This is a genomic window from Mesorhizobium sp. M0293, assembly GCF_040321735.1.
In the GTDB taxonomy this organism is placed as follows: Bacteria; Pseudomonadota; Alphaproteobacteria; order Rhizobiales; family Rhizobiaceae; genus Mesorhizobium.
Map to the genome: position 1 here is coordinate 38,000 of NZ_JAMYSA010000029.1, position 22,555 is coordinate 60,554.

At 63.1% G+C, this 22,555-nt stretch carries 18 protein-coding genes and 1 pseudogene; 14 read left to right on the plus strand and 5 right to left on the minus strand.

Features of this window, described 5'->3' with window-relative positions; genetic code table 11:
* Positions 1–630: 630 nt before the first annotated feature.
* Positions 631–1,362, plus strand: coding sequence for a DNA helicase (locus tag NKJ06_RS13530; protein WP_352632375.1), 732 nt, complete (start codon positions 631–633; stop codon positions 1,360–1,362).
* 22 nt (positions 1,363–1,384) lie between these two features.
* Here NKJ06_RS13530 and NKJ06_RS13535 read toward each other — a convergent pair whose 3' ends face one another.
* Positions 1,385–2,332: a hydrogen peroxide-inducible genes activator gene (locus NKJ06_RS13535; RefSeq protein WP_352632373.1), complete on the minus strand. Its 948-nt coding sequence runs from the start codon at positions 2,330–2,332 to the stop codon at positions 1,385–1,387.
* Between the two features lie 260 nt (positions 2,333–2,592).
* Here NKJ06_RS13535 and katG point away from each other — a divergent pair, with 260 nt between their 5' ends.
* Entirely contained in the window at positions 2,593–4,800 is a 2,208-nt protein-coding gene (katG, locus tag NKJ06_RS13540) for a catalase/peroxidase HPI (RefSeq protein WP_352632372.1), read from the plus strand.
* A gap of 283 nt (positions 4,801–5,083) precedes the next feature.
* Positions 5,084–5,641 carry a GNAT family N-acetyltransferase gene (locus tag NKJ06_RS13545; protein ID WP_352632370.1) on the plus strand — a complete coding sequence of 186 codons (558 nt, stop codon included), beginning with the start codon at positions 5,084–5,086 and terminating at the stop codon, positions 5,639–5,641.
* Between the two features lie 190 nt (positions 5,642–5,831).
* On the opposite strand, the gene NKJ06_RS13550 is transcribed toward NKJ06_RS13545, so the two are convergent.
* Positions 5,832–6,248, minus strand: a complete 417-nt coding sequence (locus tag NKJ06_RS13550) for a MerR family transcriptional regulator (RefSeq protein WP_352632368.1) — start codon at positions 6,246–6,248, stop codon at positions 5,832–5,834.
* Between the two features lie 107 nt (positions 6,249–6,355).
* Between NKJ06_RS13550 and NKJ06_RS13555 the strand changes: the two genes are divergently transcribed.
* Positions 6,356–8,575 (plus strand): heavy metal translocating P-type ATPase, encoded by a 2,220-nt coding sequence (locus NKJ06_RS13555; protein WP_352809980.1) that lies wholly within the window; start codon positions 6,356–6,358, stop codon positions 8,573–8,575.
* Between the two features lie 16 nt (positions 8,576–8,591).
* Here NKJ06_RS13555 and NKJ06_RS13560 read toward each other — a convergent pair whose 3' ends face one another.
* The gene (locus NKJ06_RS13560; protein ID WP_352632366.1) at positions 8,592–9,776 is read right to left on the minus strand and encodes an MFS transporter; all 1,185 of its coding nucleotides are present in this window, start codon (positions 9,774–9,776) and stop codon (positions 8,592–8,594) included.
* A 305-nt stretch (positions 9,777–10,081) separates the two neighbouring features.
* Complete coding sequence (locus NKJ06_RS13565; RefSeq protein ID WP_352632364.1) at positions 10,082–11,746, minus strand: Na/Pi cotransporter family protein; 1,665 nt, start codon at positions 11,744–11,746, stop codon at positions 10,082–10,084.
* Positions 11,747–12,136: 390 nt separating this feature from the next.
* Here NKJ06_RS13565 and NKJ06_RS13570 point away from each other — a divergent pair, with 390 nt between their 5' ends.
* From NKJ06_RS13570 to NKJ06_RS13615, 10 genes and pseudogenes are all read left to right on the plus strand, one after another.
* Positions 12,137–12,505 carry an RcnB family protein gene (locus NKJ06_RS13570; RefSeq protein ID WP_352632360.1) on the plus strand — a complete coding sequence of 123 codons (369 nt, stop codon included), beginning with the start codon at positions 12,137–12,139 and terminating at the stop codon, positions 12,503–12,505.
* 86 nt (positions 12,506–12,591) lie between these two features.
* Entirely contained in the window at positions 12,592–13,260 is a 669-nt protein-coding gene (locus tag NKJ06_RS13575) for a helix-turn-helix domain-containing protein (protein ID WP_352632359.1), read from the plus strand.
* A 111-nt stretch (positions 13,261–13,371) separates the two neighbouring features.
* Entirely contained in the window at positions 13,372–15,333 is a 1,962-nt protein-coding gene (gene dnaG, locus NKJ06_RS13580; protein ID WP_352809971.1) for a DNA primase, read from the plus strand.
* A 418-nt stretch (positions 15,334–15,751) separates the two neighbouring features.
* The gene (gene rpoD / locus NKJ06_RS13585) at positions 15,752–17,773 is read left to right on the plus strand and encodes an RNA polymerase sigma factor RpoD (RefSeq protein ID WP_352632355.1); all 2,022 of its coding nucleotides are present in this window, start codon (positions 15,752–15,754) and stop codon (positions 17,771–17,773) included.
* A gap of 186 nt (positions 17,774–17,959) precedes the next feature.
* Positions 17,960–18,253, plus strand: a complete 294-nt coding sequence (locus NKJ06_RS13590; protein WP_352657192.1) for a GYD domain-containing protein — start codon at positions 17,960–17,962, stop codon at positions 18,251–18,253.
* 131 nt (positions 18,254–18,384) lie between these two features.
* Positions 18,385–18,753: a thiol-disulfide oxidoreductase DCC family protein gene (locus NKJ06_RS13595; protein ID WP_352809981.1), complete on the plus strand. Its 369-nt coding sequence runs from the start codon at positions 18,385–18,387 to the stop codon at positions 18,751–18,753.
* A gap of 203 nt (positions 18,754–18,956) precedes the next feature.
* Entirely contained in the window at positions 18,957–19,637 is a 681-nt protein-coding gene (locus tag NKJ06_RS13600; protein ID WP_352809972.1) for a PadR family transcriptional regulator, read from the plus strand.
* A 113-nt stretch (positions 19,638–19,750) separates the two neighbouring features.
* Positions 19,751–20,047 (plus strand): HlyU family transcriptional regulator, encoded by a 297-nt coding sequence (locus tag NKJ06_RS13605; protein WP_352809973.1) that lies wholly within the window; start codon positions 19,751–19,753, stop codon positions 20,045–20,047.
* A 106-nt stretch (positions 20,048–20,153) separates the two neighbouring features.
* Positions 20,154–20,635, plus strand: a pseudogene (greA, locus tag NKJ06_RS13610) (transcription elongation factor GreA).
* 134 nt (positions 20,636–20,769) lie between these two features.
* The gene (locus NKJ06_RS13615; RefSeq protein ID WP_352809974.1) at positions 20,770–21,210 is read left to right on the plus strand and encodes a lipid-binding SYLF domain-containing protein; all 441 of its coding nucleotides are present in this window, start codon (positions 20,770–20,772) and stop codon (positions 21,208–21,210) included.
* Between the two features lie 138 nt (positions 21,211–21,348).
* Here the strand turns inward: NKJ06_RS13615 and NKJ06_RS13620 are convergent, their stop codons facing one another.
* Positions 21,349–22,551, minus strand: coding sequence for an MFS transporter (locus NKJ06_RS13620; RefSeq protein WP_352809975.1), 1,203 nt, complete (start codon positions 22,549–22,551; stop codon positions 21,349–21,351).
* Between the last annotated feature and the right edge of the window lie 4 nt (positions 22,552–22,555).

Consider the following 22,555-nt stretch of genomic DNA (forward strand, 5'->3'; position numbering starts at 1 on the left):
AATTCTCCTGTCGGAGCGCCTTGCGATTCTTTGCGCCGCCGAGAATCGATCATAAATGGTCCCGCATCAATCGGCGAAACACATCTTGTTTAGCGCATCGACTAGGAGGGCAGCATATTATGGGGCTGGCTGCTTCGACCCGACGCCGAACTTGGCGTGCCAACAGAGCGCGAATTTATGTCGCAACAAAAGAAACTGCGCCCACGAAGACGACGGCCGCCGCCGCAGCAAACCAATAAGATGAGCGTAGAATGCCGTGGTCTGTTTTCTCCCCTCGGCCCCTTATGAGCATAACCAATCCGACCGAGCCTAAAATAATGCCCGCAAGGGCCGAAAGAACAAATAGATACATACCGGCCTCCACGCCAAGTCGGGTACCCTAGCAAATGGTGGACATCTGTCGATAGTTATGGAGCGCACTGATCCATCGCCAATGTGCTTTTCACCATGCCAGGCATATGCGATTTTCGACCCGCACGGATTGAGCTATCATCTGATTCTGGCGCGCCCATGCCTCCTCCCTCCGACGGGAAAGCATCATTCATGCAGGGCTTTCCGATCACCGAACCGACTGTTCGAGCGCCAGGCATAAGGAGGGGTTGCGAAACGGCTCGCACCAGGAGGTTTGTCATGAAGCTGTCCGCACCCGTCTACCATTTGAAGCGTCAAGCCAGGCTGTTGTCCCGCGAGGGCAAGATTGCGCTCCACGAAGCGCTCGATCGTGTTGCGGCACGGGAAGGTTTCACCAGTTGGAGCCTGCTTGCAGCCAAGGCAGCCAAGGCAGCCGAGGCAGCCGAGGTGGCACCTGCCGGTATACTGTTTGCGCAACTTTCGCCCGGCGACCTGGTCCTGGTCGGCGCACGACCAGGCCACGGCAAGACGCTGATGAGCCTCGAACTCGCGATCGAAGCCATGAAATCAGGCCATCGCGGCGTGTTCTTCACGCTGGAGTATACGCAACGAGATGTGCTCGACCGGTTTCGCGCCATCGGGGCGGATCCGGCGCGGTTCAACGACCAGTTCGTGTTCGACAATTCCGATGCCATCAGCGCCAACTACATCGTCAGAACGCTGGCGGCGGCGGCGCGCGGTACGCTGGTGGTCATAGACTATCTGCAACTGCTCGATCAGAAGCGGGAAAACCCGGACCTGATGGCGCAAGTCCGCACGCTGAAGGCCTTTGCCCGCGACAGGGGGTTGATCCTCGTCTTCATCTCGCAGATCGACCGGTCATACGATCCGGCGAAGAAGCCGGTTCCCGATATCAGCGACGTGCGGTTGCCGAATCCGCTGGATCTGTCGCTGTTCGACAAGACCTGTTTTCTGAACAAGGGTGAAATCCGGTTCCAGGTGGCAAGCTGAGATCCGGTCACTTGAGCAGCCTTCATTGGGCGGCTGCCGCCAGGTTCAACTCGACCGATGCCGGATTGTGCTGGGCGCGCAGAACATCGGCCGCTTGGCGAACCACTTCGGAGATACGCAGCAGCTGTTTGGCGATCGGGCTTGTCTTGCGCCAGATCATGCCGATGGTTCGCGACGGCTGCGGGCTGGCGAAGTGGGCGATGGAGACCGACGCCGAGCGTGTCTCCACCGGCACGGCCATTTCCGGGATCAAGGTGACGCCGACGCCGGCGCCGACCATCTGCACCAGGGTCGACAGCGAGCTGCCGTCCAGCAACTCCCTTGGGCGTGCCGAATGCATGTTGCAAAACGACAGCGCCTGGTCGCGGAAACAATGGCCTTCCTCCAGCAGGAGCAGCCGCATCTCGCGCAGCATTTCGCGATTGGGCACCGGCTTTCCCGCGTCCTCGCCCGGCCGGACCAGCACGAAGTTCTCGGCAAACAGCACGATTTCGGTCAGTGACGGTTCCGACACCGGCAGCGCGACGATGGCCGCGTCGAGCCGGCCGTCGGCCAGTTCCTGGATCAGTTTCTGCGTCTGCGTCTCGCGCACGTGGATATCGAGGCCGTCATGCATGCGGGCGAGGTTGCCGATGATTGCAGGCAGAAGGTAGGGCGCAATCGTCGGGATCACGCCGATGCGCAGCCGCCCCACCAGCCGGTCGCGCGAGGCGCGGGCCAGATCCGGCAGCTCATCCACCGAGCGCAGGATGTCGCGGACGCGCATGGCAAACTCCTCGCCGAAATTGGTCAGCCGGACCTGTCGCGGACCTCTTTCGAAAAGCTCCGTGCCAAGCGTTTCCTCCAATTCCTTGATCTGCACCGAGATGGCGGGCTGGGAGATCGCGCACGCATCCGCAGCACGTCCGAAATGGTTGTGTCTGGCCAGCGCTTCGAAATAACGTAGCTGCTTCAGCGTCAGGTTTGTCATAATGTCATCTTATCGCTGTAATCAGGAAATCCAACTTAAATTAATCACGTGGCTCTGCTATAGGAGTTGCAAGGAAGATGAGGAGCAGCCCGCCTCGTTCGGGGCGCGCGTGCAGCGATAGGACATCCAACATATTCGGTCGCGTATCGGGCATGGGGTTATCGCGCCTGCCATGAAACGGACCGCCTCCAGGGACATCCAGTGTCCCTATTCACGCAGCAGTTGAAAACAGCTCAACACAGCCACGATCGGAGAAAGACATGGACGCCAACACAGACGACAACAGCAAGGGCAAATGCCCGGTTGCGCATGGGGCCTCCAGCAGGAGCAACCGTGACTGGTGGCCAAACCAACTTGACCTCGGCGTTCTGCATCAGCAATCGAACCTCTCCGACCCGATGGGCGAGGCGTTCGACTATGCCAGGGAATTCAAGTCGCTCGATCTCGATGCGGTGATCAAGGATCTGCAACATGTGATGACGGATTCGCAGGATTGGTGGCCGGCCGATTTCGGCCATTACGGACCGCTGTTCATCCGCATGGCCTGGCACAGTGCCGGCACGTATCGCATCGGCGACGGCCGTGGCGGCGCCGGCGCCGGCCAGCAGCGTTTCGCTCCGCTAAACAGCTGGCCGGACAATGCCAATCTCGACAAGGCGCGCCGGCTGCTGTGGCCGGTCAAGCAGAAATATGGCAGGAAGATCTCCTGGGCCGACCTGCTGATCCTCACCGGCAACGTCGCGCTGGAATCGATGGGCTTCAAGACCTTCGGCTTCGCCGGCGGCCGCGCCGACGTCTGGGAGCCCGAGCAGGACGTGGATTGGGGTTCGGAAACCAAGTGGCTCGACGACAATCGCTACTCCGGCGATCGTGAACTCCAAGGCCATCTCGGCGCCGTGCAGATGGGTCTGATCTACGTCAATCCGGAAGGGCCGAACGGCAAGCCGGATCCGCTGGCTTCGGCACGCGACATCCGTGAAACCTTCGGCCGCATGGCGATGAACGACGAGGAGACCGTGGCGCTGATCGCCGGCGGTCACACCTTCGGCAAGACGCACGGCGCCGGCGATGCCGCGCTTGTAGGCGCCGAGCCGGAAGGCGCCGGCATCGAGGCGCAGGGCCTCGGCTGGTCGAGCAAGCATGCCACCGGCATCGCAGGCGACGCGATCACCTCGGGCCTCGAGGTGACCTGGACCACGACGCCGACGAAGTGGAGCAACAACTTCTTCGACAATCTGTTCAACTACGAATGGGAGCTGACGAAGAGCCCAGCGGGCGCCCATCAATGGACGCCGAAGGGCGGCGCTGGCGCTGGCACCGTACCGGATGCCCACGACCCGTCAAAGCGCCGCGCGCCGTCCATGCTGACCACCGATCTCGCGCTGAGGGTCGATCCGGCCTACGAAAAGATATCGCGGCGTTTCCACGAACATCCGGACCAGTTCGCCGAGGCATTTGCCCGTGCCTGGTACAAGCTGACCCACCGCGACATGGGCCCGGTCGTTCGCTATCTCGGCCCGCTCGTGCCGAAGGAAGAACTGATCTGGCAAGATCCGATCCCGGCGGTCGACCACGAATTGGTCAGCGAGCAGGACATTGCGTCGTTGAAGTCGAAGATCCTGGCATCGGGCCTGTCGGTCTCCGAGCTGGTCTCGACCGCCTGGGCGTCGGCCTCGACGTTCCGCAATTCCGACAAGCGGGGCGGCGCCAACGGTGCCCGCATCCGGCTCGCGCCGCAGAAGGACTGGGAGGTCAACCAGCCGGCTGAACTGTCGAAGGTGCTGGCGAAGCTGGAAGGCATCCAGAACGAGTTCAACGCGGCACAGACCGGCGGCAAGAAGGTCTCGCTTGCAGATCTCATCGTGCTCGGCGGCGTCGTCGCGGTCGAAAAAGCCGCGAAGGACGGTGGCCATGAGGTGAAGGTGCCATTCACGCCAGGCCGCATGGACGCCTCTCAGGAACAGACGGATGTTCATTCCTTCGCGCCGCTCGAGCCGAAAGTCGACGGCTTCCGCAACTATGTCAGGGGCAGGCAGCCAATGTCGGTCGAAGCCATGCTGGTCGACCGGGCGCAATTGCTGTCGCTGACGGCGCCGGAGATGACGGTGCTGGTCGGCGGCTTGCGGGTGCTTGGCGCCAACACGGCCAAGTCGAAACATGGCGTGTTCACCGACCGGCCGGGGACGCTGACCAATGACTTCTTCGTCAACCTGCTCAGCATGAACACGGTCTGGGATCCTGCCGCCGGCTCTGTTCCGGGTTCGGAAGAGGTGTACGAGGCGCGCGACCGTAAGACCAAGGCGGTCAAGTGGACCGGCACGCGCGCAGATCTGATCTTCGGTTCGCACGCACAATTGCGAGCACTCGCCGAGGTCTATGGCTCCTCGGACGCCGGGCAGAAATTCGCCAGGGATTTCGTGGCGGCATGGACCAAGGTGATGAACGCCGACCGCTTCGACATCGCCTGAGATCGCTAGAGCGGGATGCATTTGAATTGAACCTGGCATCCCGCTCTAACTGTTTGTTTTAGCCGCATTTCTGCGACGCCAAGCGATTCCGCTTGGCTGCAAAATGCTCTAGTGGCGATCCGGCGCGACCATGCCGGATTGCCGTCCTCCCAAGGACTTGGATCAGGACCGCGTTTCCAGCGATGGGAACGCGGCCCTTGTCGTAAGAGGCTGCGCTTTGGTGGATCGTGCCTTGCCGGGCAATGCTGCTATCTTATCGGTGTAGCGTCTCCGCCGGTGCACCATGGTCGAAATCGTCAAACCCGCGCTTGAACATTTGCCGTCCTACAAGGCGGCGCTCGAGCGCGGTTGGTCGCCGGACAATGTGCGATTGCTGGAAGCGACGCGCGAGCAGCTTGCGGCGATCGAAAAAGATCCGGTGGCCTTTCTCGCCGACCTCGACGATCCCCAAGCCAAAGGCGGCCCGGTCACCTTGCCCGACGGCAAGCAAGTGCCGCGCCTGCCCGGCTTCCGCCGTTGGATCTGGGACGGCGAGGCGTCGGGCTCGATCGGCTTCCGCTGGCAACCAGGAACGGCGGAACTGCCGCCGCATGTGCTCGGCCATATCGGCTATGCGGTGGTGCCGTGGAAGCGGCGGCGCGGCTACGCCACCGAGGCGCTGCGGCTGATGCTGGACGAGACGAGGGCGGTCGGCCTGCCCTATGTCGAGATCACCGCCAAACCGGGCAATCCGGCATCGCACAAGGTGATCCTGGCCAACGGTGGCAAGCTCGTCGAGCGCTTCTTCGAGGACGCCGCCTATGGCGGGGCGGAGAGTTTGCGGTTTCGGATCGAGTTGTAGGAGTGGGCGCAATCTTATCCGAGGCAGGCTGGGGGAAATCCCCTTATATCCGCTGGCGCAGGCCCCTCTCCGACCGCTTCGCGGCCACCTCTCCCCACTTTCGTGGGGCGAGGAACCTGAGCCTTGCAGCGGCGGTGCGAGGTCTGCTTTGTGTCCTCACAGCTCCTAGATCGCTGCCAGCACCAGCCTCTCACCCATGCTCGTCAGTGCACAGCGCGTGGTCGGATAGCGCGCGGATAACGTAGCAGTCGCCGACCGTCTTGCCATTGCAGCAGGTGGCGATGCGTTCGAGTTCGGCCTCCAGCCGCTTCAACTGGACGATCTTGTCCCGCACCGAGATCAGTTGTTCCTGGGCGATCTTGTCGGCGTGGCCGCAGGGCTGCTCGGGGTGGTCGCTCAATTCGATCAGCGAGCGGATATCCTCGACGGCGAAGCCGAGGTCGCGGGCGTGGCGGATGAAGGCCAGCCGCTCCAGCTCCTGCCTGGAATAGCGGCGCTGGTTGCCTTCCGAACGCTCGGGTGCCGCGACCAGGCCCATCTGCTCGTAGTAGCGGATTGTCGGCACCTTGACCCCGGTGCGGCGGGAGAGATCACCGATCGAAAACATGAATTTTGCCTCTTGAAGCTCTAGTGACTAGAGCAATTACAGTGCCTCACATCAGCATTCAAGACCAATGCGGCGACGCCGCGCGGGCAAGACAGACAGGTGATATGATGACGGCTCCCCTCAAGCAGACGCGGTTCAGGATCGGCGGCATGGATTGCGCCTCCTGCGCGGCCAAGATCGACACGGCGGTTCGCCGTCTCGACGGCGTCGCGGATGTCTCGGTTTCAGTGACCGGCGCCAGCATGACGGTCAGTCACGGTGGCGCACTGCCGGAAGACAAGGTGCTGCGGCAGGTTGCGCGGCTTGGGTATGGCATCATAAAGGCCGAAGCTAGGATCGATGGGCACGCTTCAGCAGTCAAAGCGTATGACCATGCTGGTCATGGCCACGAAGGCCACGATCGTGGCGAGCCGGCCAGCAAGCAGGCCATCGCTTCAACCCGTCTCCACATGGGTGGCGAGCCGGGGCAGGCGTGGTGGCGTTCCCACCGGGCAGTGCTGACGCTGGCTTATGCGGCAGCGCTTCTTGCTGCCTATTGCATCGGCTATCTGTTTCCGGCGGCCGAGCGCTGGGTGTTCCTGGCCGCTTTGCTCGTCGGCCTGGTGCCGATCGCGCGGCGCGCGCTGATGGCGGCACTGGCCGGCACGCCGTTCTCGATCGAGATGCTGATGACCATCGCGGCGATCGGCGCCGTGATGATTGGCGCCACGGAAGAAGCCGCCGCCGTGCTGATGCTGTTCCTGATCGGCGAACTTCTGGAAGGTGTCGCCGCCGGCCGCGCACGGGCGAGCATACAGGGACTTGCCGATCTGGTGCCGAAGATAGCACGGGTCGAGCGTGCAGGCGGTACATCGGAGGTTCCCGCTGAAGATCTTGCGGTCAGCGACGTCATCGTGGTGCGGCCGGGCGACCGCATCCCTGCCGATGGCGAGATCGTCGAGGGGGCGAGCGATATCGACGAGGCGCCGGTGACCGGCGAGAGCACGCCGAAGCGCAAGGGTGTTGCCGAAACCGTCTTCGCCGGCACGATCAGCACCGACGGCGTGCTCAAGATACGGGTGACGGCGGCCACATCGGACAACACCATCGCCCGGGTGGTGCGGCTGGTCGAGGAGGCGCAGGAGGCCAAGGCGCCGACCGAGCGCTTCATCGATCGCTTCTCGCGCACCTACACTCCGGCCGTGCTGGCGGTCGGAGCGCTGGTGGCGCTGCTGCCGCCGCTTATCGGCGGCGGCGGCTGGAACGAATGGATCTACAAGGGCCTGGCGATTCTTTTGATCGGCTGCCCTTGTGCGTTGGTAATCTCGACGCCGGCGGCGATCGCCGCGGGTCTTGCGACCGGCGCGCGGCGTGGCCTGCTGATGAAGGGCGGCGCGGTGCTGGAAGGGTTTCGTCGGATCACCGCGGTCGCGTTCGACAAGACCGGCACGCTGACGGCGGGCAGGCCCGTGGTGACCGACATCGTGGCGTATGGCTGCGATGAACGCACCGTGCTGGCTCTGGCGGCAGCTCTCGAGCAGGGTTCCAGCCATCCGCTGGCGACGGCAGTTCTGGACAGGGCCAGGGCCGACAAAGCGCCGGTGCCGCCGGCGCTGGCGGCGAAGGCGATTTCCGGCAAGGGCGTCGAGGGCAGTGTCGGTGGCGTCGCCGTCTTTCTCGGCTCTGGCCAGGCGGCGGGAGAACGTGCTGATATGACCGAAGCGCAGCGCCTGACCGTCGACAGCTTCAACGGCCAGGGCAAGACCGTCTCGGTGCTGATGGCGGACGGCGTGGTGGCCGGGCTGATCGCCATGCGTGACGAGCCGCGGCCGGATGCGGCGGCCGGGATCGCGGCGCTCAAAGCTGAGGGCATCCGGGCTGTGATGCTAACCGGCGACAACCGCCGCACGGCCGAAGCCATTGCCGCTTCGCTCGGCATCGAGGCGCGGGCGGAGCTGCTGCCGCAGGACAAGCAGCGCATCGTCGGTGAATTGCAGCGCGAGGGGCTGAAAGTGGCCAAGGTCGGCGATGGCATCAACGACGCGCCGGCGCTCGCCGCCGCCGATATCGGCATCGCCATGGGTGGCGGCACCGATGTGGCGCTGGAGACCGCGGACGCGGCGATCCTGCATGGCCGGGTCATGGACGTCGTGCGCATGGTAAAACTGTCGCGGGCGGTGATGGCCAATATCGGCCAGAACATCACCGTGGCGCTCGGGCTGAAGGCGGTGTTCCTGGTCACCACCATTGCCGGCATCACCGGCCTTTGGCCGGCAATCCTGGCCGACACCGGCGCCACCGTGCTGGTCACCGCCAACGCCATGCGCCTGCTGCGCTGGCGCGGGTGAGGGCTTTGTTCGAGCTCTACTCCGCTGGGGCCGTCAGCGGCGGCGTGGCATTGCTGCGCCCTTCCCAGGCATAAGAGGCGAGTGCCACCGCGACGGCGACCAGCATCGCGATGACGCCGAGCAGCGGCAGGCTGCGGTAGCCGTAGCCGCCATTGAGCATGGCGGCCCCCAGCGATGCGGCTAGCGCGATGCCGACATTGAAGCCGGACGGAATGAGCGACGAAGCGAGGTTCGAGGCGTCTGCCGTCCAGGCCAGGATGCGGGTCTGGATCGGTGTGCCGATGGCGAAGTTGAGACCACCCCAGACGACGATGGCGACAACCATCGGCAGGGGATAGGGGCTGACGGCATAGATGACGGCCAGCGTCACCGCCTGCAAGCCCAGCATGGTGATCAATGACGGCATCAGCTTCCAGTCGGACAGCTTGCCGCCGAGGAAGACGCCGAGCGTGGCGCCGACGCCGTTGAGCAGCAGCACCCACGGCACCAGGCTCTCGTCGAGCCCGGTGATCTCCAGCAATGTCGGGGTGATGTAGGTGAACAGACCGAACTGGCCGATCATCAGCATCAACATCAGGATCAGCGAGGTCCAGACCTGCTGGCGAGCCAGCACGCGAACCTCGCGGGCGAAACCGGCGGGCCTGGCCGATGATCCGGTGGTGCGCGGCAACAGCGCTGCCATGGCGAGGGTTGCCGCCACACCGAGCGCGCACATCACCCAGAAGGTGGCGCGCCAGCCCCAGATGTTGCCGATCGCAGTACCCGCCGGCACGCCGATGACGTTGGAGACTGTGAGGCCGGACAGGATGACGGCAACCGCCATGCCGCGCTGGTCCTCGCGCACAAGACCGACGGCGACGACCATGGCGACGCCGAAATAGGCGCCGTGCGCGACCGCGACGGCAATGCGCAAGAGCAGCATCGAGTTGAAGTCGGGCGCCAGCGCGCAGGCCGCCTGGCCAATGGTGAAGGCGATGGCGAGGCCGAGCAGCAAGGTCTTGCGCGGCAGCGACTTTGTGGCGAGCGCCAGCAGTGGACCGCCGATTGCGATGCCGCAGGCATAGCCGGAAACGAGATAACCGGCCGAGGGAACCGAAACACCCAGCCCTTCCGCCACCTGCGGCAGCACGCCGGCAATGACGAATTCGGTGGTGCCGAAAGCAAAGGCGGCGATAAACAGGGCGATGAGCGGAAGCGACATGGGAAAGGCCTTGGTTGGAACGGCCTCAAACCACGGATAAGGCCTGCGAGCAATCCAGAAATGTTTGTCGCCGGTTTAGGTTTTCTTCAATGGGGCGCGGCGATGAAGCGCCAATCTCCCTCCTTGTGGGGGAGATGGCCGGCAGGCCAGAGGGGGGCGCTGTCCTGCCAGCCTTTCAAACTTCCCGCTCGACTGAAGCCGGGTGACAAACCAAGAAAATCAAAAGGCGGTATCGGCCGCGTTCTACGGCGCCCCCCCTCTGTCCTGCCGGACATCTCCCCCACGAGGGGGAGATCGGCTGCTTCTCAGCTCGCCTTCAGCCGCGACCCGGTGAGTAGGCCGCGCTCTTCGAGCACCGGATAGGCCATCGAGGCCAGCAGGGAGTTGATCTGCTTCAGGTCGCGGATGGTGTCGAGATGGATCGAGCTGGTCTCGACGCTCTTGGCGGTGCCGTCGCGCAGACGCTCGAAATGGCTGGCACTGGTTTCCTTCTCGCGGTCGCGCAGCTGGTCCTTTTCCAGCACCAGCTGGCGGGCGGTTTCGGGATCGCGCGACACCAGCACGTTGAAGGCAAGCCGCGCGTTGGCGAGCACCGAGCTGTGGAAGGCGAACAACTCACTCCAGCCCTCGTCGGTGAATTCCAGTCCGCGCTCGAACTTCTTCTTCACATGCACCAGCATGTTGCGCACGATGATGTCGCCGACCTGCTCGAGCTTGACGCAGGCGCCGATCAGCTCCTGGCAGCGCAGCGCCTCGTCCTCGGTCAGCGGGTTCCTGGTAAGCTTGGCCAGATAGAGCTTGATCGCGGCATGCTTCCTGTCGACGCGGTCGTCGAGTTCAGCCAGCGCCATGATCTTGTCGGCGTCGGCACTTTCATAGAGTTCGATGATGCGCTTGAGCATGATCTCGACCGTCTCGCAGACCCGCACCACTTCGCGCGTGGCATTGGCCAGCGCCTGGCTTGGGACATCGAGCGCGCTTTCATTGAGGGCGGACAGCTCGACGACGTCGAGCGAGGCAGCCGGAACGGGCTTGGTGCCAAGTGCGACGATCTTTTCGGAAGCGCGATAGACGAACCCGGCCAGCGGCAGCCCGGCGAGCAGGATCAGCACATTGAACAGGATATGGGCGTTGACGATCTGGTCCGCGGCCGTCGAACCGAGAAAGGCGAAGTGCGGCCTGAAGATCATGATCAGGATCAGCATGACCAGCGAGCCGAGCCCGCGCATCAGGAGGTTGCCGACCGGCACGACGCGCACTTCGGGGCTCGACGAGCGGGTCAGCATCGGCGCAATGATCGAGGAGCCGAGATTGACGCCGAGGATGAGGACGACGCCGAGTTCGGGCGTGATCAGGCCACGGCCGGCCAGCGTCGCCATCAACAGAACCGCCGCGATGCTCGACTGGAACAGCCAGGTGATCAGCGCCGCCAGCAGATAGGCGGTGATGGAATCTGTGGAGAAGTAGTTGATGATGACCGGCATGAGCTGGCTGTTGCGCAGCGGCTCCGATGCCTGGCCGATCATTTCCAGCGACAGGATCAAAAGGCCGATGCCGATCAGGATGCGGCCGGACTGGCGCCAGTCGCGCCGCTCGGTGGCCATGAACATCACCGTGCCGGTGATCAGGCAAAGCGGCACCAGCAAGGTGAGATCGAAGGTCAGCAGCTTGACCACCAGCGCCGAGCCGATCTCGGCGCCGCGCACGGCAAGCTGGCCCGCGGCGCCCGAGACGATGCCGGAGCCGGCGAAGGAGCCGACCAGCAGCGTGACCGCAGTGGAGCTTTGCAGGGCGATGGCGAGGCCGGTGCCGGCCAGCACCGCCATGATCGGATTGCGCATGGTGGAGCGCAGACGATGGCGCAGCACGTCGCCATAGGCACGCTCGACGCCGGTCTTCACCATGCGGGTGGCAAACAGCATCAGCGCCACGGCGCCGGCCAGATGCAGAAGGACGACGGAGCCGCTCATTTCTTTTTCGCCTGCATGCCAACGGGCCGCGCGACGCGGCCAGCGTGGCGAGCGGGATGAAAAGCGGGGTTACGAATCATGTTCATGGCGATGGTCGATAATAACTCGAATATTTTAGCCGGATAATAAAATCTTGTCGATTTCAAGGGGCCGTTGCCGCGCGACAGGCAGTGTCGGAAAATGGATTGAGGCGCAAATGGTTGCATTGCCGGGCTGCCGTGGCACGGCGGATGGCGCGGATTGCCGCGCGCTTGGCTCCTACCTTTGCGAGGATGTTCAATTCCCTCAATTAAATGAAGGAATTCATTACATAATTGTAATGCTGACGTTCAGTTTCGGTTCATCGGTGCGCGGCTATTCCCTTGGGCATCGACAACCAAGGAGACTTCCATGAAACGCATTGTCCTTTCCGCCCTCGCTTTCTCGATGCTGGCCGCCACGTCGCTCACCGGCCAGGCCGCGCCGCTGAATGCACCGGTCGCGCCGCAGTCGAACTATAGCCAGGTCGACTGGCAGAAGCCCGGCCACCATACCGATGTGAAGAAGCGCGTCTTCAAGAAGAAGGTCGTCGTGAAGCGCAGCCATTGGCGCAATGGCCAGAAATATTCCAGCTGGAAGCGTGACCAACCGATCCGCGATTATGGCCGCTATGGCCTGCATCGTCCCGGCCGCGGCCAGGAGTGGATCCGCGTCGGCAACGACTATGTGCTGGTCGGTATTGTCTCCGGTGTCATCTTCGGCGCGCTTGCCGCGCAGTAACCGGCACCTTGCCGGGCATTGAAAGGGAGGCGGCCCGCAACGGCCGCCTTTCTGCGTCCGCGAGCAACTCGTCGCAAATGTGAAGTTTGAAACTGCTTGCCGAAAATATCACGATATGCGATATTTTCGAGGTGAAGCGGGTCATTCTTCTCCCTCTGGCTGCCAAGGCGCTGCGGAGGCATCGGGCGGATGCCGAGAGAATCCTGTCGAAGATAGAAGCATACGCCAATGACCCGAGCAGCCTTGCAAACATGGTCAAGGCCTTGCAAGGCTCGACCGCTCTGCGTTTGAGGGTGGGTGACTATCGCGTGGTGTTCGAGGAAACGGATCAGGAGATCATCGTCACCAAGATCGGACCGCGCGGGTCGGTTTATGATTGGAATGCCAAGGTGAACAATGTTGCCTATGTCACGACGCCAGGTGGCGAGGAACTGGCCATCCTGCCACGCAGCGAACTGGATGCATTGCGGGAATCGCTGGACCACGCACAGGCGCTGGGCAGCTTTCGCGCAGGCCAGATTCCAGGACTTACTCCGGACGAGGCGCGGGCTCTTGTCGCGGCGGTCTCTCCGCTTGCTTTCTGGCGCCGGTATCGCAAGCTTACCCAGGCTGTGCTTTCCGCGTCCGTCGGAGTGACGCAGAACTATCTTTCTGAAATCGAGAACGGAAAGCGTGGAGGGGATGTCGCGCTTTGGCTGCGGCTGGCTCGCGCGCTCGAACTGCCGGTTGAGAGTCTGGTCGACGCAGGCGACTGATCGACAGAATATCGGCAAGGCCGCTTTTACCCTGTGGAAACCGGGTATGGTCCGCATTAGGGGTCGTCGGATTTCGCGGGCATGATTATATGATGGGAAACGAGTTCCCTGATGCGCTTTCCGCCCGCCTTCCTCGACGAGATACGCGACCGCGTGCCGATTTCCCAGGTTATCGGCCTGCGCGTCGCGTGGGACAGGAAGAAGACCAATGCGCCGCGCGGCGATTATTGGGCCTGCTGCCCATTCCATGGCGAGAAGAGCCCGTCCTTCCACTGCGAGGACAAGAAGGGCCGCTACCACTGTTTCGGCTGCTCGGTCTCGGGCGATCATTTCAAGTTCCTCACCGAACTCGACGGGATGAGCTTCCCCGAAGCGGTCGAAAAGATCGCCGACATGGCTGGCGTGCCGATGCCGGTTCGCGACGCCCAGGAGGAGCGGCGCGAAAAGGAACGCGCCAGCCTGACCGACGTCATGGAGATGGCGACCGCTTTCTTCCAGGAACGGTTACAAGGGCCGGAAGGCGCCAAAGCCCGCGCCTATCTGCGCGATCGCGGGCTGACACCGGCGACGCAGCAATCGTTCCGGCTCGGCTTCGCACCCGACAGCCGCAATGCGCTTAAGGAGCATCTTGCCGCTAAAGGCATCCCGAAAGCCGATATCGAGGCCTGCGGGCTGGTGCGCCACGGCGACGACATTCCGGTCTCCTATGACTGGTTCCGCGACCGCATCATGTTCCCGATCCCGGATTCGCGCGGCAAGATCATCGCTTTCGGCGGGCGCGCGCTGCAGGCGGATGCGCTGGCCAAATACATGAACTCGCCCGATACCGAACTCTTCCACAAGGGCAATGTGCTCTACAATTTCGCCCGCGCCCGCCAGGCGATGGGAAAGGGGGCATTGGCCAAGGGCGGCACGGTCATCGCCGTCGAAGGCTATATGGACGTGATAGCGCTGGCACAGGCAGGATTCGAGAATGTCGTGGCGCCGCTCGGCACCGCGCTCACCGAGAACCAGCTCGAGCTGCTCTGGCGCATGGCGCCGGAGCCGATGTTGTGTTTCGATGGCGACAAGGCCGGGCTGAAAGCGGCGTGGCGCGCCGCCGACATGGCGCTGCCGTCGGTGCAGTCGGAACGCCGGGTGCGCTTTGCCCTACTTCCCGAGGGCAAGGATCCTGACGATCTGGTCAAGGCCGAAGGGCCGGATGCGTTCCGCATCGTGCTGGCGGAGGCGCGGCCGCTGGTCGATCTGCTATGGATGCGCGAGACGGCCGGCGGTGTCTTCGACACGCCGGAGCGAAGGGCCGGATTGGAAAAGACGCTGCGCGAGCTGACTGATCGCATTCGCGATGAAAGCCTGCGCTACCATTATCAGCAGGAGATGCGCGAGCGCGTGCTGAGTTTCTTCGGCTCGCAGCGCAGTGCTCGCCAAGGGCGTCAAGATGGCGGCCGGCGAGGCGAGCGCGGCCAGGGCAAGGCCGCCGCGCCCGGTGGGCAGTTCGCCAAGAGCGGTGGCGGCCGCATCGCGATCACTGAAAGCCTCGGCCAGTCGGCTTTGGTCAAACGCGGCAGCGAGGGGATGTCGGTGCGCGAGGCGACGATCATCGTCGCACTGGTCAACCATCCGGCGCTGATCGACGAGAATTTCGCTCATATAGAGTTTCTCGATCTCGCCAACTCCGATCTGAGGCGGCTGCATGCGGCGATCCTCGATGCGATGGCGCATGACATGGCCAATGATCGTCAGGCCGTTATCGCCACGATCGAACGCGCCGGCTGCGCCGTGATCTGGGAACGGGCCGTCGGCCTGATCCGGCGAATGCGGCAATGGCCGGCGCTGGAGACCGCTGCCCTTGACGATGCCCGCGACGCTTTCAGCCAGGCACTGCACTTGCAGCGCAGCGCGCGCACCTTACATAAGGAGCTGAAACAGGCGGAAGCGGCGCTCGCCACCGACCCCACAGACGAAAACTACCGGCACCTGATCGAAATTCAGGCGCAATTTCAGGATGTACAGGCAACGGAAGCGCTGATCGAAGGATTCGGCGTGTCTTCGGGCAGGGCCGGGCGGGCTTAGTTTGAAGCGAGTGAATTGAAAGCGTTGTTGCGCGTCCAAATGGCGCGTGGCGGGCTAAGTCGGGTAATTGATTCGCTTTTTTAAGGCGAATCATGCGAGAGGCGCTTGACCTTCTGGCAGAATGACGGAATCAGGACGATTCGAAACGTTAACCCGAACCCGCGTCGACGGGAAATAAGCGATGTGGGGTACTGGTCACTGGACAGGCAGCCTGCCTGCCACAGATATCAGGGTTAATCTGGACTTAATGCATGTTGCCCAAAAGGAAACCGGTTTTGGGGACAACGACATGCACCAAACGACGAGTTGATGCAGTTACTGGCCCGGTGAAGCGCGTTCATAAGCGAGCGCATCCGATTTGACTGGTCCGACAGCTTACGCGGCTTTGATGTTCGGCCGCTAGGAGAAGATAAAGACTATGGCGACAAAGGAAAAGGAAGAGGTCGAAACCGAACGCGAAGGCGCCACCGATGGCCCGCTGCTCGACCTTTCCGATGATGCTGTCAAGAAGATGATCAAGGCCGCCAAGAAGCGCGGCTATGTCACCATGGACGAGCTGAATTCGGTGCTGCCCTCCGAGGAAGTGACCTCCGAGCAGATCGAGGACACGATGGCGATGCTGTCCGACATGGGCATCAACGTGGTCGAGGACGACGAGCAGGGCGAGGAGCCCGAGGCCGCCGACACGGCGGCCGATGCCGAGGAAGACGCCAACGAGCTGGCCGAGCAGACCGGCACCGCGGTCGCCGCCACCACCACCAAGAAAGAACCGACCGACCGCACCGACGATCCGGTGCGCATGTATCTGCGCGAGATGGGCTCGGTCGAACTCCTGTCGCGCGAGGGCGAAATCGCCATCGCCAAGCGCATCGAGGCCGGCCGCGAGACGATGATCGCGGGCCTGTGCGAAAGCCCGCTGACCTTCCAGGCCATCATCATCTGGCGTGACGAGCTCAACGAATCCAAGATCCTGCTACGCGAGATCATCGATCTCGAAGCCACCTATGCCGGCCCCGAAGCCAAGCAGGCGCCGGTGGTCGAGCGCATCGAGGAGGCCAAGGTCGAGGACAAGCCGCGCCGTTCGCGCGACGAGGAAGACGACGTCACCAATGTCGCCGCCGATACGCGCGGGCTGGTCGATGACGACGAGGAAGACGAGGACGAAGCGAGCCTGTCGCTGGCGGCCATGGAAGCGGAACTCCGCCCGCAGGTGATGGAGACGCTCGACGTCATCGCCGACACCTATAAGAAGCTGCGCAAGCTGCAGGACCAGCAGGTCGAGAACCGTCTGGCCGCCGCCGGCACGCTGTCGCCCAGCCAGGACCGCCGGCTGAAGGAGCTGAAGGACCAGCTGATCAAGGCGGTGAAGTCGCTGTCGCTCAACACGGCGCGCATCGAGGCGCTGGTCGAGCAGCTCTACGACATCAACAAGCGCCTGGTGCAAAACGAAGGCAAGCTGCTCAGGCTCGCCGAAAGCTACGGCGTGCGTCGCGAGGAGTTCCTGAAGGAATATCAGGGCTCCGAACTCGATCCGAACTGGACGCGCGCGATCGGCAACCTGACCTCGCGCGGCTGGAAGGAATTCACCAAGAACGAGAAGGACGCGATCAAGGACCTGCGCGCCGAGATCCAGAACCTCGCTACCGAAACGGCGATCTCGATCCTGGAATTCCGCAAGATCGTCAACCAGGTGCAGAAGGGCGAGCGCGAAGCGGCGATCGCCAAGAAGGAAATGGTCGAGGCCAATCTGCGCCTCGTTATCTCCATCGCCAAGAAATACACCAATCGCGGCCTGCAGTTCCTCGACTTGATCCAGGAAGGCAATATCGGCCTGATGAAGGCGGTCGACAAATTCGAATACCGCCGCGGCTACAAGTTCTCGACCTACGCGACATGGTGGATCCGGCAGGCGATCACCCGTTCGATCGCCGATCAGGCGCGCACTATCCGCATTCCGGTGCACATGATCGAGACGATCAACAAGATCGTGCGCACCTCGCGCCAGATGCTGCACGAGATCGGTCGCGAGCCGACGCCGGAGGAACTGGCTGAAAAGCTCGCCATGCCGCTCGAAAAAGTGCGCAAGGTGCTGAAGATCGCCAAGGAGCCGATCTCGCTCGAAACGCCGGTCGGCGACGAGGAGGATTCGCACCTCGGCGATTTCATTGAGGACAAGATGGCGATCCTGCCGATCGACGCGGCGATCCAGGCCAATCTGCGCGAGACCACCACGCGCGTGCTGGCCTCGCTGACGCCGCGCGAGGAGCGTGTGCTCAGAATGCGCTTCGGCATCGGCATGAACACCGATCATACGCTGGAAGAGGTCGGCCAGCAGTTCTCGGTCACCCGCGAACGTATCCGCCAGATCGAAGCCAAGGCGCTGCGCAAGCTCAAGCACCCGAGCAGGTCGCGGAAGCTGCGCAGCTTTTTGGACAGCTAACACTTACCGATTGCACGAGACCAAGGGCGCCCATCGAGGCGCCCTTTTTTCGTTCCGGGTGCGTGCTCTTGCGGCTCGCACCCTTCGGGAGGATAATTCGGCGTCGGATGCATTTTCTGGGCGACAACCCGGATGCCCCGCCCCGGCGAAGCCGCCGTGCTCCGTGGCCCCGGAGGGAGGTGTGCCATGACAAGTTACATCGTGCTGATGAACTGGACCGAGCAGGGCGCCAGAAGCGTTCGCGATTCGCCGAAGCGGCTCGACGCCGCCAGGAAGCAGCTGGGAGACATGGGCGGATCGTTCAAGGCGTTCTACCTGACCATGGGCGAATACGACATGGTGGCGGTGGTAGAGGCCCCCGACGACGCGGTCCTGGCGCGTTTCTCGTTGATGCTGGCGGCGGCCGGCAACGTCAGGACGCGGACGCTGAAGGCCTTTCCCGAATTAGCCTACCGGGAGATCATCACCTCGCTCGGATAGGCACTGTCGTGGAGGACCGGACCGGCTGGTCTGAGACAGCCTCGTTCGTGCGCAACCGCTCGAGCGACGTCTTGACCGCGCCCGATTGTTCGTGGTCCTTCAGGTTGCGTTACCAACCCAATGTCGAGACCATGCTGATCGTCTGGTACAACACGCGCTGCCCGGTTTGCGATGCCGGCATCAGCAGGCAGAAGCGGCGGTTGATCGAAGCGGTCAAGGCCGGACGGATCGAATTTCGCGACATCAATTTTGAACCGGCAGCGCTTGCCGGACATGGCGCGTCGCTCGAGGATATCCGACGCCGGCTGCACGCCACCGACGCGGCGGGCAGGCTGCTGGTCGGCGCCGACGTTGCCATCGCCGTGTGGAAGGTCACGCCGGGCGAGGGCTGGCTGGCGACTTTGTTCGGCAATCCGGCTGCCTTGCCGCTGACACGCTTTGCCTATGATCGTTTCGCCGACCTGCTCTATGCCTGGAACCGGCGCAAGGGCCGCTGGTAGCAGTCCGTCATCAATGACCAGAAGTGCAAAGTCCGGAGGACACATCTCCGGACTTTTTCGTGCGAGCTATCGGCTGGCCGGCTCGCAGAGCGAAAGCAAAGCCTCTGGCGCCGCATTCAGATACATCGTAAGATATATCTTGACTCCATCGATTGGCCTGCCTAAGTAAGATATATCGTAAGATACAACTCAAGGAGCAATCAATGCACAAACATTTTGGGAACAATCATTTCGGCGAGCGCATGTTCATGCACATGGCCGGCAAATTCGGCGGCAGAGGGGGCGGAGGGTTCGGCCCGTTCGGGCACGGCGGTCGTGGCGGTGGACGCGGCGGCCCCGGCGATATGTTCCGCGCCGGCCGCATGCTGGCCGACGGCGACCTCAAGCTGATCACGCTGTCGCTGCTGGCCGAGGCACCGCGCCACGGCTACGACATCATCAAGGCGCTGGAGGAGCGCACCAGCGGCATCTACAGCCCGAGCCCGGGCGTGGTCTACCCGACGCTGACCTTCCTGGAAGAGGCCGGCTACGCCGCCTCCGCCGCCGACGGCAACAAGAAGGTGTTCTCGATCACCGAGGCGGGCCAAGCGCATCTCGCCGACAACCGCGAGATGATCGACGGCGTGCTCGAACATCTCGAGCGTTTCGGCCGCAAGATGGCCAAGGCGCGCGACTGGTTCGGCTGGAACGACGAGAGCGAAGAGGGCGGCCGTCGTGGCGGTCGTGGCGGCCGTTCGGAAGCACGCGACGAGTTCCGTGCCGTGCGCCACCGGCTGCGCGCGGCTCTCGGTGACTTCGTCGATGCCCCGGCCGACAAGCAGGCTGAGGCGATCGCCATCCTCGAAGCTGCAGCCGAAGCGCTGGAAGCGCTGTCGCACAAGTAAGGTCTTCCGGCACGGCCGGATGCAGCCCTTGCCCGCTGGGCCAAGGACCGATAGTGAAATTCATCCCGCGCCACGCTACATGGTGTGGGATGAATGCTGTTGGAGGAAGCCCGATGTCTTTTCTGAAGCGTCTTTTCGGCGGTGGCGGCGGCAGTGAAGCGGCCGAACCAAAAAACGCGGCGCCAGCCAAACAGGTCGAGCACAAGGGTTTCCTGATCAGCGCCACCCCCTACAAGGCGGATGGCCAGTACCAAACCTGCGGCATTGTCTCCAAGGAGATCGACGGTGTGGTGAAGGAACACAAATTCATCCGTGCCGATCGCTTCGCCGGGCTAGATGACGCCGTCGACATCTCGATCAAGAAGGGCATCCAGCTGGTCGACGAGCAGGGCGAGCGGATTTTCGGATAGGGACGGGATTGGTCGAGGCGACGAATTTCGGCCTTCCGCCGAAGCGGTTATTCGCCGCCAGTTTCTCGAATGACGGCCGTGGGCCGCAAGCAGAGAGTCTCGACAATTGAGCGTAGCATTTGCCAAGGAGGAAAGTGCCGAGGCAGCATCGGAAACCATCCTGCCGGCTCGCCCTATCTCCGATCGGATCAACCTCGTCACGGCGGCGGGTCTCAAGATGCTGCAGGATGAATTGGCTCGCGCTCAGCAGGCTCTCGAGGCCGCTAGCGTGCTGGAAGATGTCAATGAGAGGCGACGGCAGTCGGCGGTTCCGGTTCGAGATATGCGCTATTATGCCGAGCGCGTCCGTACGGCTCAGCTTATGTCGGTGCCCACGTCTAATGAAGTGATCGCCTTCGGGCACACCGTTACCTTCAAGCGTGATGATGGCCGCACTCAGACCTTCCGCATCGTCGGTGAGGATGAGGCCACCCGTCTCAAGCTTCCATATCGCATGCTTCGCCGGTTGCCATCGCGCTGACCGGCAAAACCGTTGGCGACTTTGTCCAGCTAGGGCAGCGCGAGCTTGAGATCCTGTCCATTTCCTAGTTGGACATCGGTATGACGCACCACCGGGGCGAGTGCTTGGAACCAATGACGGGTGAGACTGTTCAGTTGTAACCTTGATACCACGCTGGCGAGCCCAGCCGTTGGGCAAGCGGCTACCTTGAGGAGTTCTCATCATGATGATTTCGTCCAGAATTCGTTCATTCGCGGTTGCCGTCATCGCCGCAGGAGCAGTCAGCGTTGCCAGCGCCGCGCATGCCGACAGCGGCACGATCCGCTTTGCCATCTACAAGGCTGCCTTCTTCGTGGGCGGATCCGGAGGCGAGGGCACGCTGACCTTCCATGGTCGTCGCTATCCCATCTCGGTCGGCGGCGTCTCGGGCGGTCTCGCCTTCGGGGTTTCGAAGACCTATTTCCACGGGACCGTGCGCCACATCAGGCGCGCCCGGGATGTGACGGGGGTCTACGGTGCGGTGGGCGGTGGCGGCACGCTCGGCAAAGGGGCTCAGGTGATCGTCATGACCAATGACAAGGGCGCCCAACTCGAACTGTCAGGCAAGCAGGTAGGCCTGCAAGTCAACGCCGATCTCAGCGGTATGTCCATCACGGTGAAGTAGGAGGTTCGTCAGTCCTTGAAATGGACCTGGCTGTGGGTGAGCCGTGTGCCTTCGGCTCAAATGCCCGCGATCGCACCGGACAGGCCAGGCTCATGGTTTGCCTGGCCCGCGCGGTTCGGAACTCGATCCGGCCGAAGACTAAGCCGGCTGCAACTCCCGGCGTGGTAGCGGCGGGAACGCGATGGCGATGCCGACCGCGCCAAGCCCGATGAGGGCCGAGCCGATGAACAGCCAGGAATAGTTGGCGTAGGCATCGAACACCATGCCGCCGGCAAGCGGTCCCAGCGCCATGCCGAGGCTGGACAGCATGGTGGCGCCGCCGAATACGGTGCCGAGGATGCGCTGGCCGAAATATTCGCGCGCCAGCACCGCATAGAGCGGCATGACGCCGCCATAAGTGGCGCCGAAGATGACAGCCAGCATATAGAACTGGTCGAGCCGGCTGATCGAGAGATAGGCGGCAATGACGATCGCCTGGATCGCCAGGCCCGCGATCAGCACCGGCTTGACGCCCAGCCTGTCGGCCAGCACGCCGTAGAGAAGCCGCCCGCCGAGGCCGGCGAGGCCTTCGACGCTGTAGATCGAGACGGCTGCCATGGGGGCGACGCCGCACAGCATGGCGTAGCTGACCATATGGAAGATCGGTCCGGAATGCGCCGCGCAGCAGGCAAAGAAGGTGAGGCCGAGTACGATGAACTGTGGCGAGCGCAGCGCCTGGCCGACCGTCAGGCCGGCGCCTTCGGCAACCGGCATGGAGCCGGTGTCGGCCACGGCAGGCTTTGGCGGCTGGCGCACCAGCAGCACTGCCGGCAACAGCAGCACCCAGGCGGTGATGCCGATGTCGAACATGGCCGTGCGCCAGTCATAGGCCGAGATCAGCCAGCGGGCGAAGGGCGAGATCGTCATCGGCGCCACGCCCATGCCGGCCGAGACCAGCGAGACCGCAAGGCTGCGGTTGGTGTCGAACCAGCCTGTGGTCAGCGCGATCATCGGCGCGAAGAAGGCGCTGGCGGCGAGGCCGACCAGCACGCCATAGGTGATCTGGAAGGTGAGGAGCGTGCCGGCTCGGCTGGCCAGCACCAGCGCCAGCCCGAGCAGCACCGCCCCGATCGTCACGACGATGCGGGCGCCAAAACGATCCGACAGGGCGCCCCAGGCGAAGCCGCCAAGGCCCATCACCAGGAAGTTGAGCGTCATGGCGCTCGAAATGCCGGCGCGCGACCAGTTGGTGTCGATCGCCATCGGCTCAAGGAAGATCGCCAGCGAAAACATCGTTCCGATGGCGACACAGGACATCAGCGCACCAGCAGCGACGATGACCCAACGATAGGAAAGGCTCATTCAA

Coding starts and splice junctions, on each gene's coding strand:
- NKJ06_RS13530 (WP_352632375.1), top strand. CDS start 631: ATGAAGCTGTCCGCACCCGTCTACCATTTGAAGCGTCAAGCCAGGCTG.
- NKJ06_RS13535 (WP_352632373.1), bottom strand. CDS start 2,332: ATGACAAACCTGACGCTGAAGCAGCTACGTTATTTCGAAGCGCTGGCC.
- katG (WP_352632372.1), top strand. CDS start 2,593: ATGGACGCCAACACAGACGACAACAGCAAGGGCAAATGCCCGGTTGCG.
- NKJ06_RS13545 (WP_352632370.1), top strand. CDS start 5,084: ATGGTCGAAATCGTCAAACCCGCGCTTGAACATTTGCCGTCCTACAAG.
- NKJ06_RS13550 (WP_352632368.1), bottom strand. CDS start 6,248: ATGTTTTCGATCGGTGATCTCTCCCGCCGCACCGGGGTCAAGGTGCCG.
- NKJ06_RS13555 (WP_352809980.1), top strand. CDS start 6,356: ATGACGGCTCCCCTCAAGCAGACGCGGTTCAGGATCGGCGGCATGGAT.
- NKJ06_RS13560 (WP_352632366.1), bottom strand. CDS start 9,776: ATGTCGCTTCCGCTCATCGCCCTGTTTATCGCCGCCTTTGCTTTCGGC.
- NKJ06_RS13565 (WP_352632364.1), bottom strand. CDS start 11,746: ATGAGCGGCTCCGTCGTCCTTCTGCATCTGGCCGGCGCCGTGGCGCTG.
- NKJ06_RS13570 (WP_352632360.1), top strand. CDS start 12,137: ATGAAACGCATTGTCCTTTCCGCCCTCGCTTTCTCGATGCTGGCCGCC.
- dnaG (WP_352809971.1), top strand. CDS start 13,372: ATGCGCTTTCCGCCCGCCTTCCTCGACGAGATACGCGACCGCGTGCCG.
- rpoD (WP_352632355.1), top strand. CDS start 15,752: ATGGCGACAAAGGAAAAGGAAGAGGTCGAAACCGAACGCGAAGGCGCC.
- NKJ06_RS13590 (WP_352657192.1), top strand. CDS start 17,960: ATGACAAGTTACATCGTGCTGATGAACTGGACCGAGCAGGGCGCCAGA.
- NKJ06_RS13595 (WP_352809981.1), top strand. CDS start 18,385: ATGCTGATCGTCTGGTACAACACGCGCTGCCCGGTTTGCGATGCCGGC.
- NKJ06_RS13600 (WP_352809972.1), top strand. CDS start 18,957: ATGCACAAACATTTTGGGAACAATCATTTCGGCGAGCGCATGTTCATG.
- NKJ06_RS13605 (WP_352809973.1), top strand. CDS start 19,751: ATGTCTTTTCTGAAGCGTCTTTTCGGCGGTGGCGGCGGCAGTGAAGCG.
- NKJ06_RS13615 (WP_352809974.1), top strand. CDS start 20,770: ATGATGATTTCGTCCAGAATTCGTTCATTCGCGGTTGCCGTCATCGCC.
- NKJ06_RS13620 (WP_352809975.1), bottom strand. CDS start 22,551: ATGAGCCTTTCCTATCGTTGGGTCATCGTCGCTGCTGGTGCGCTGATG.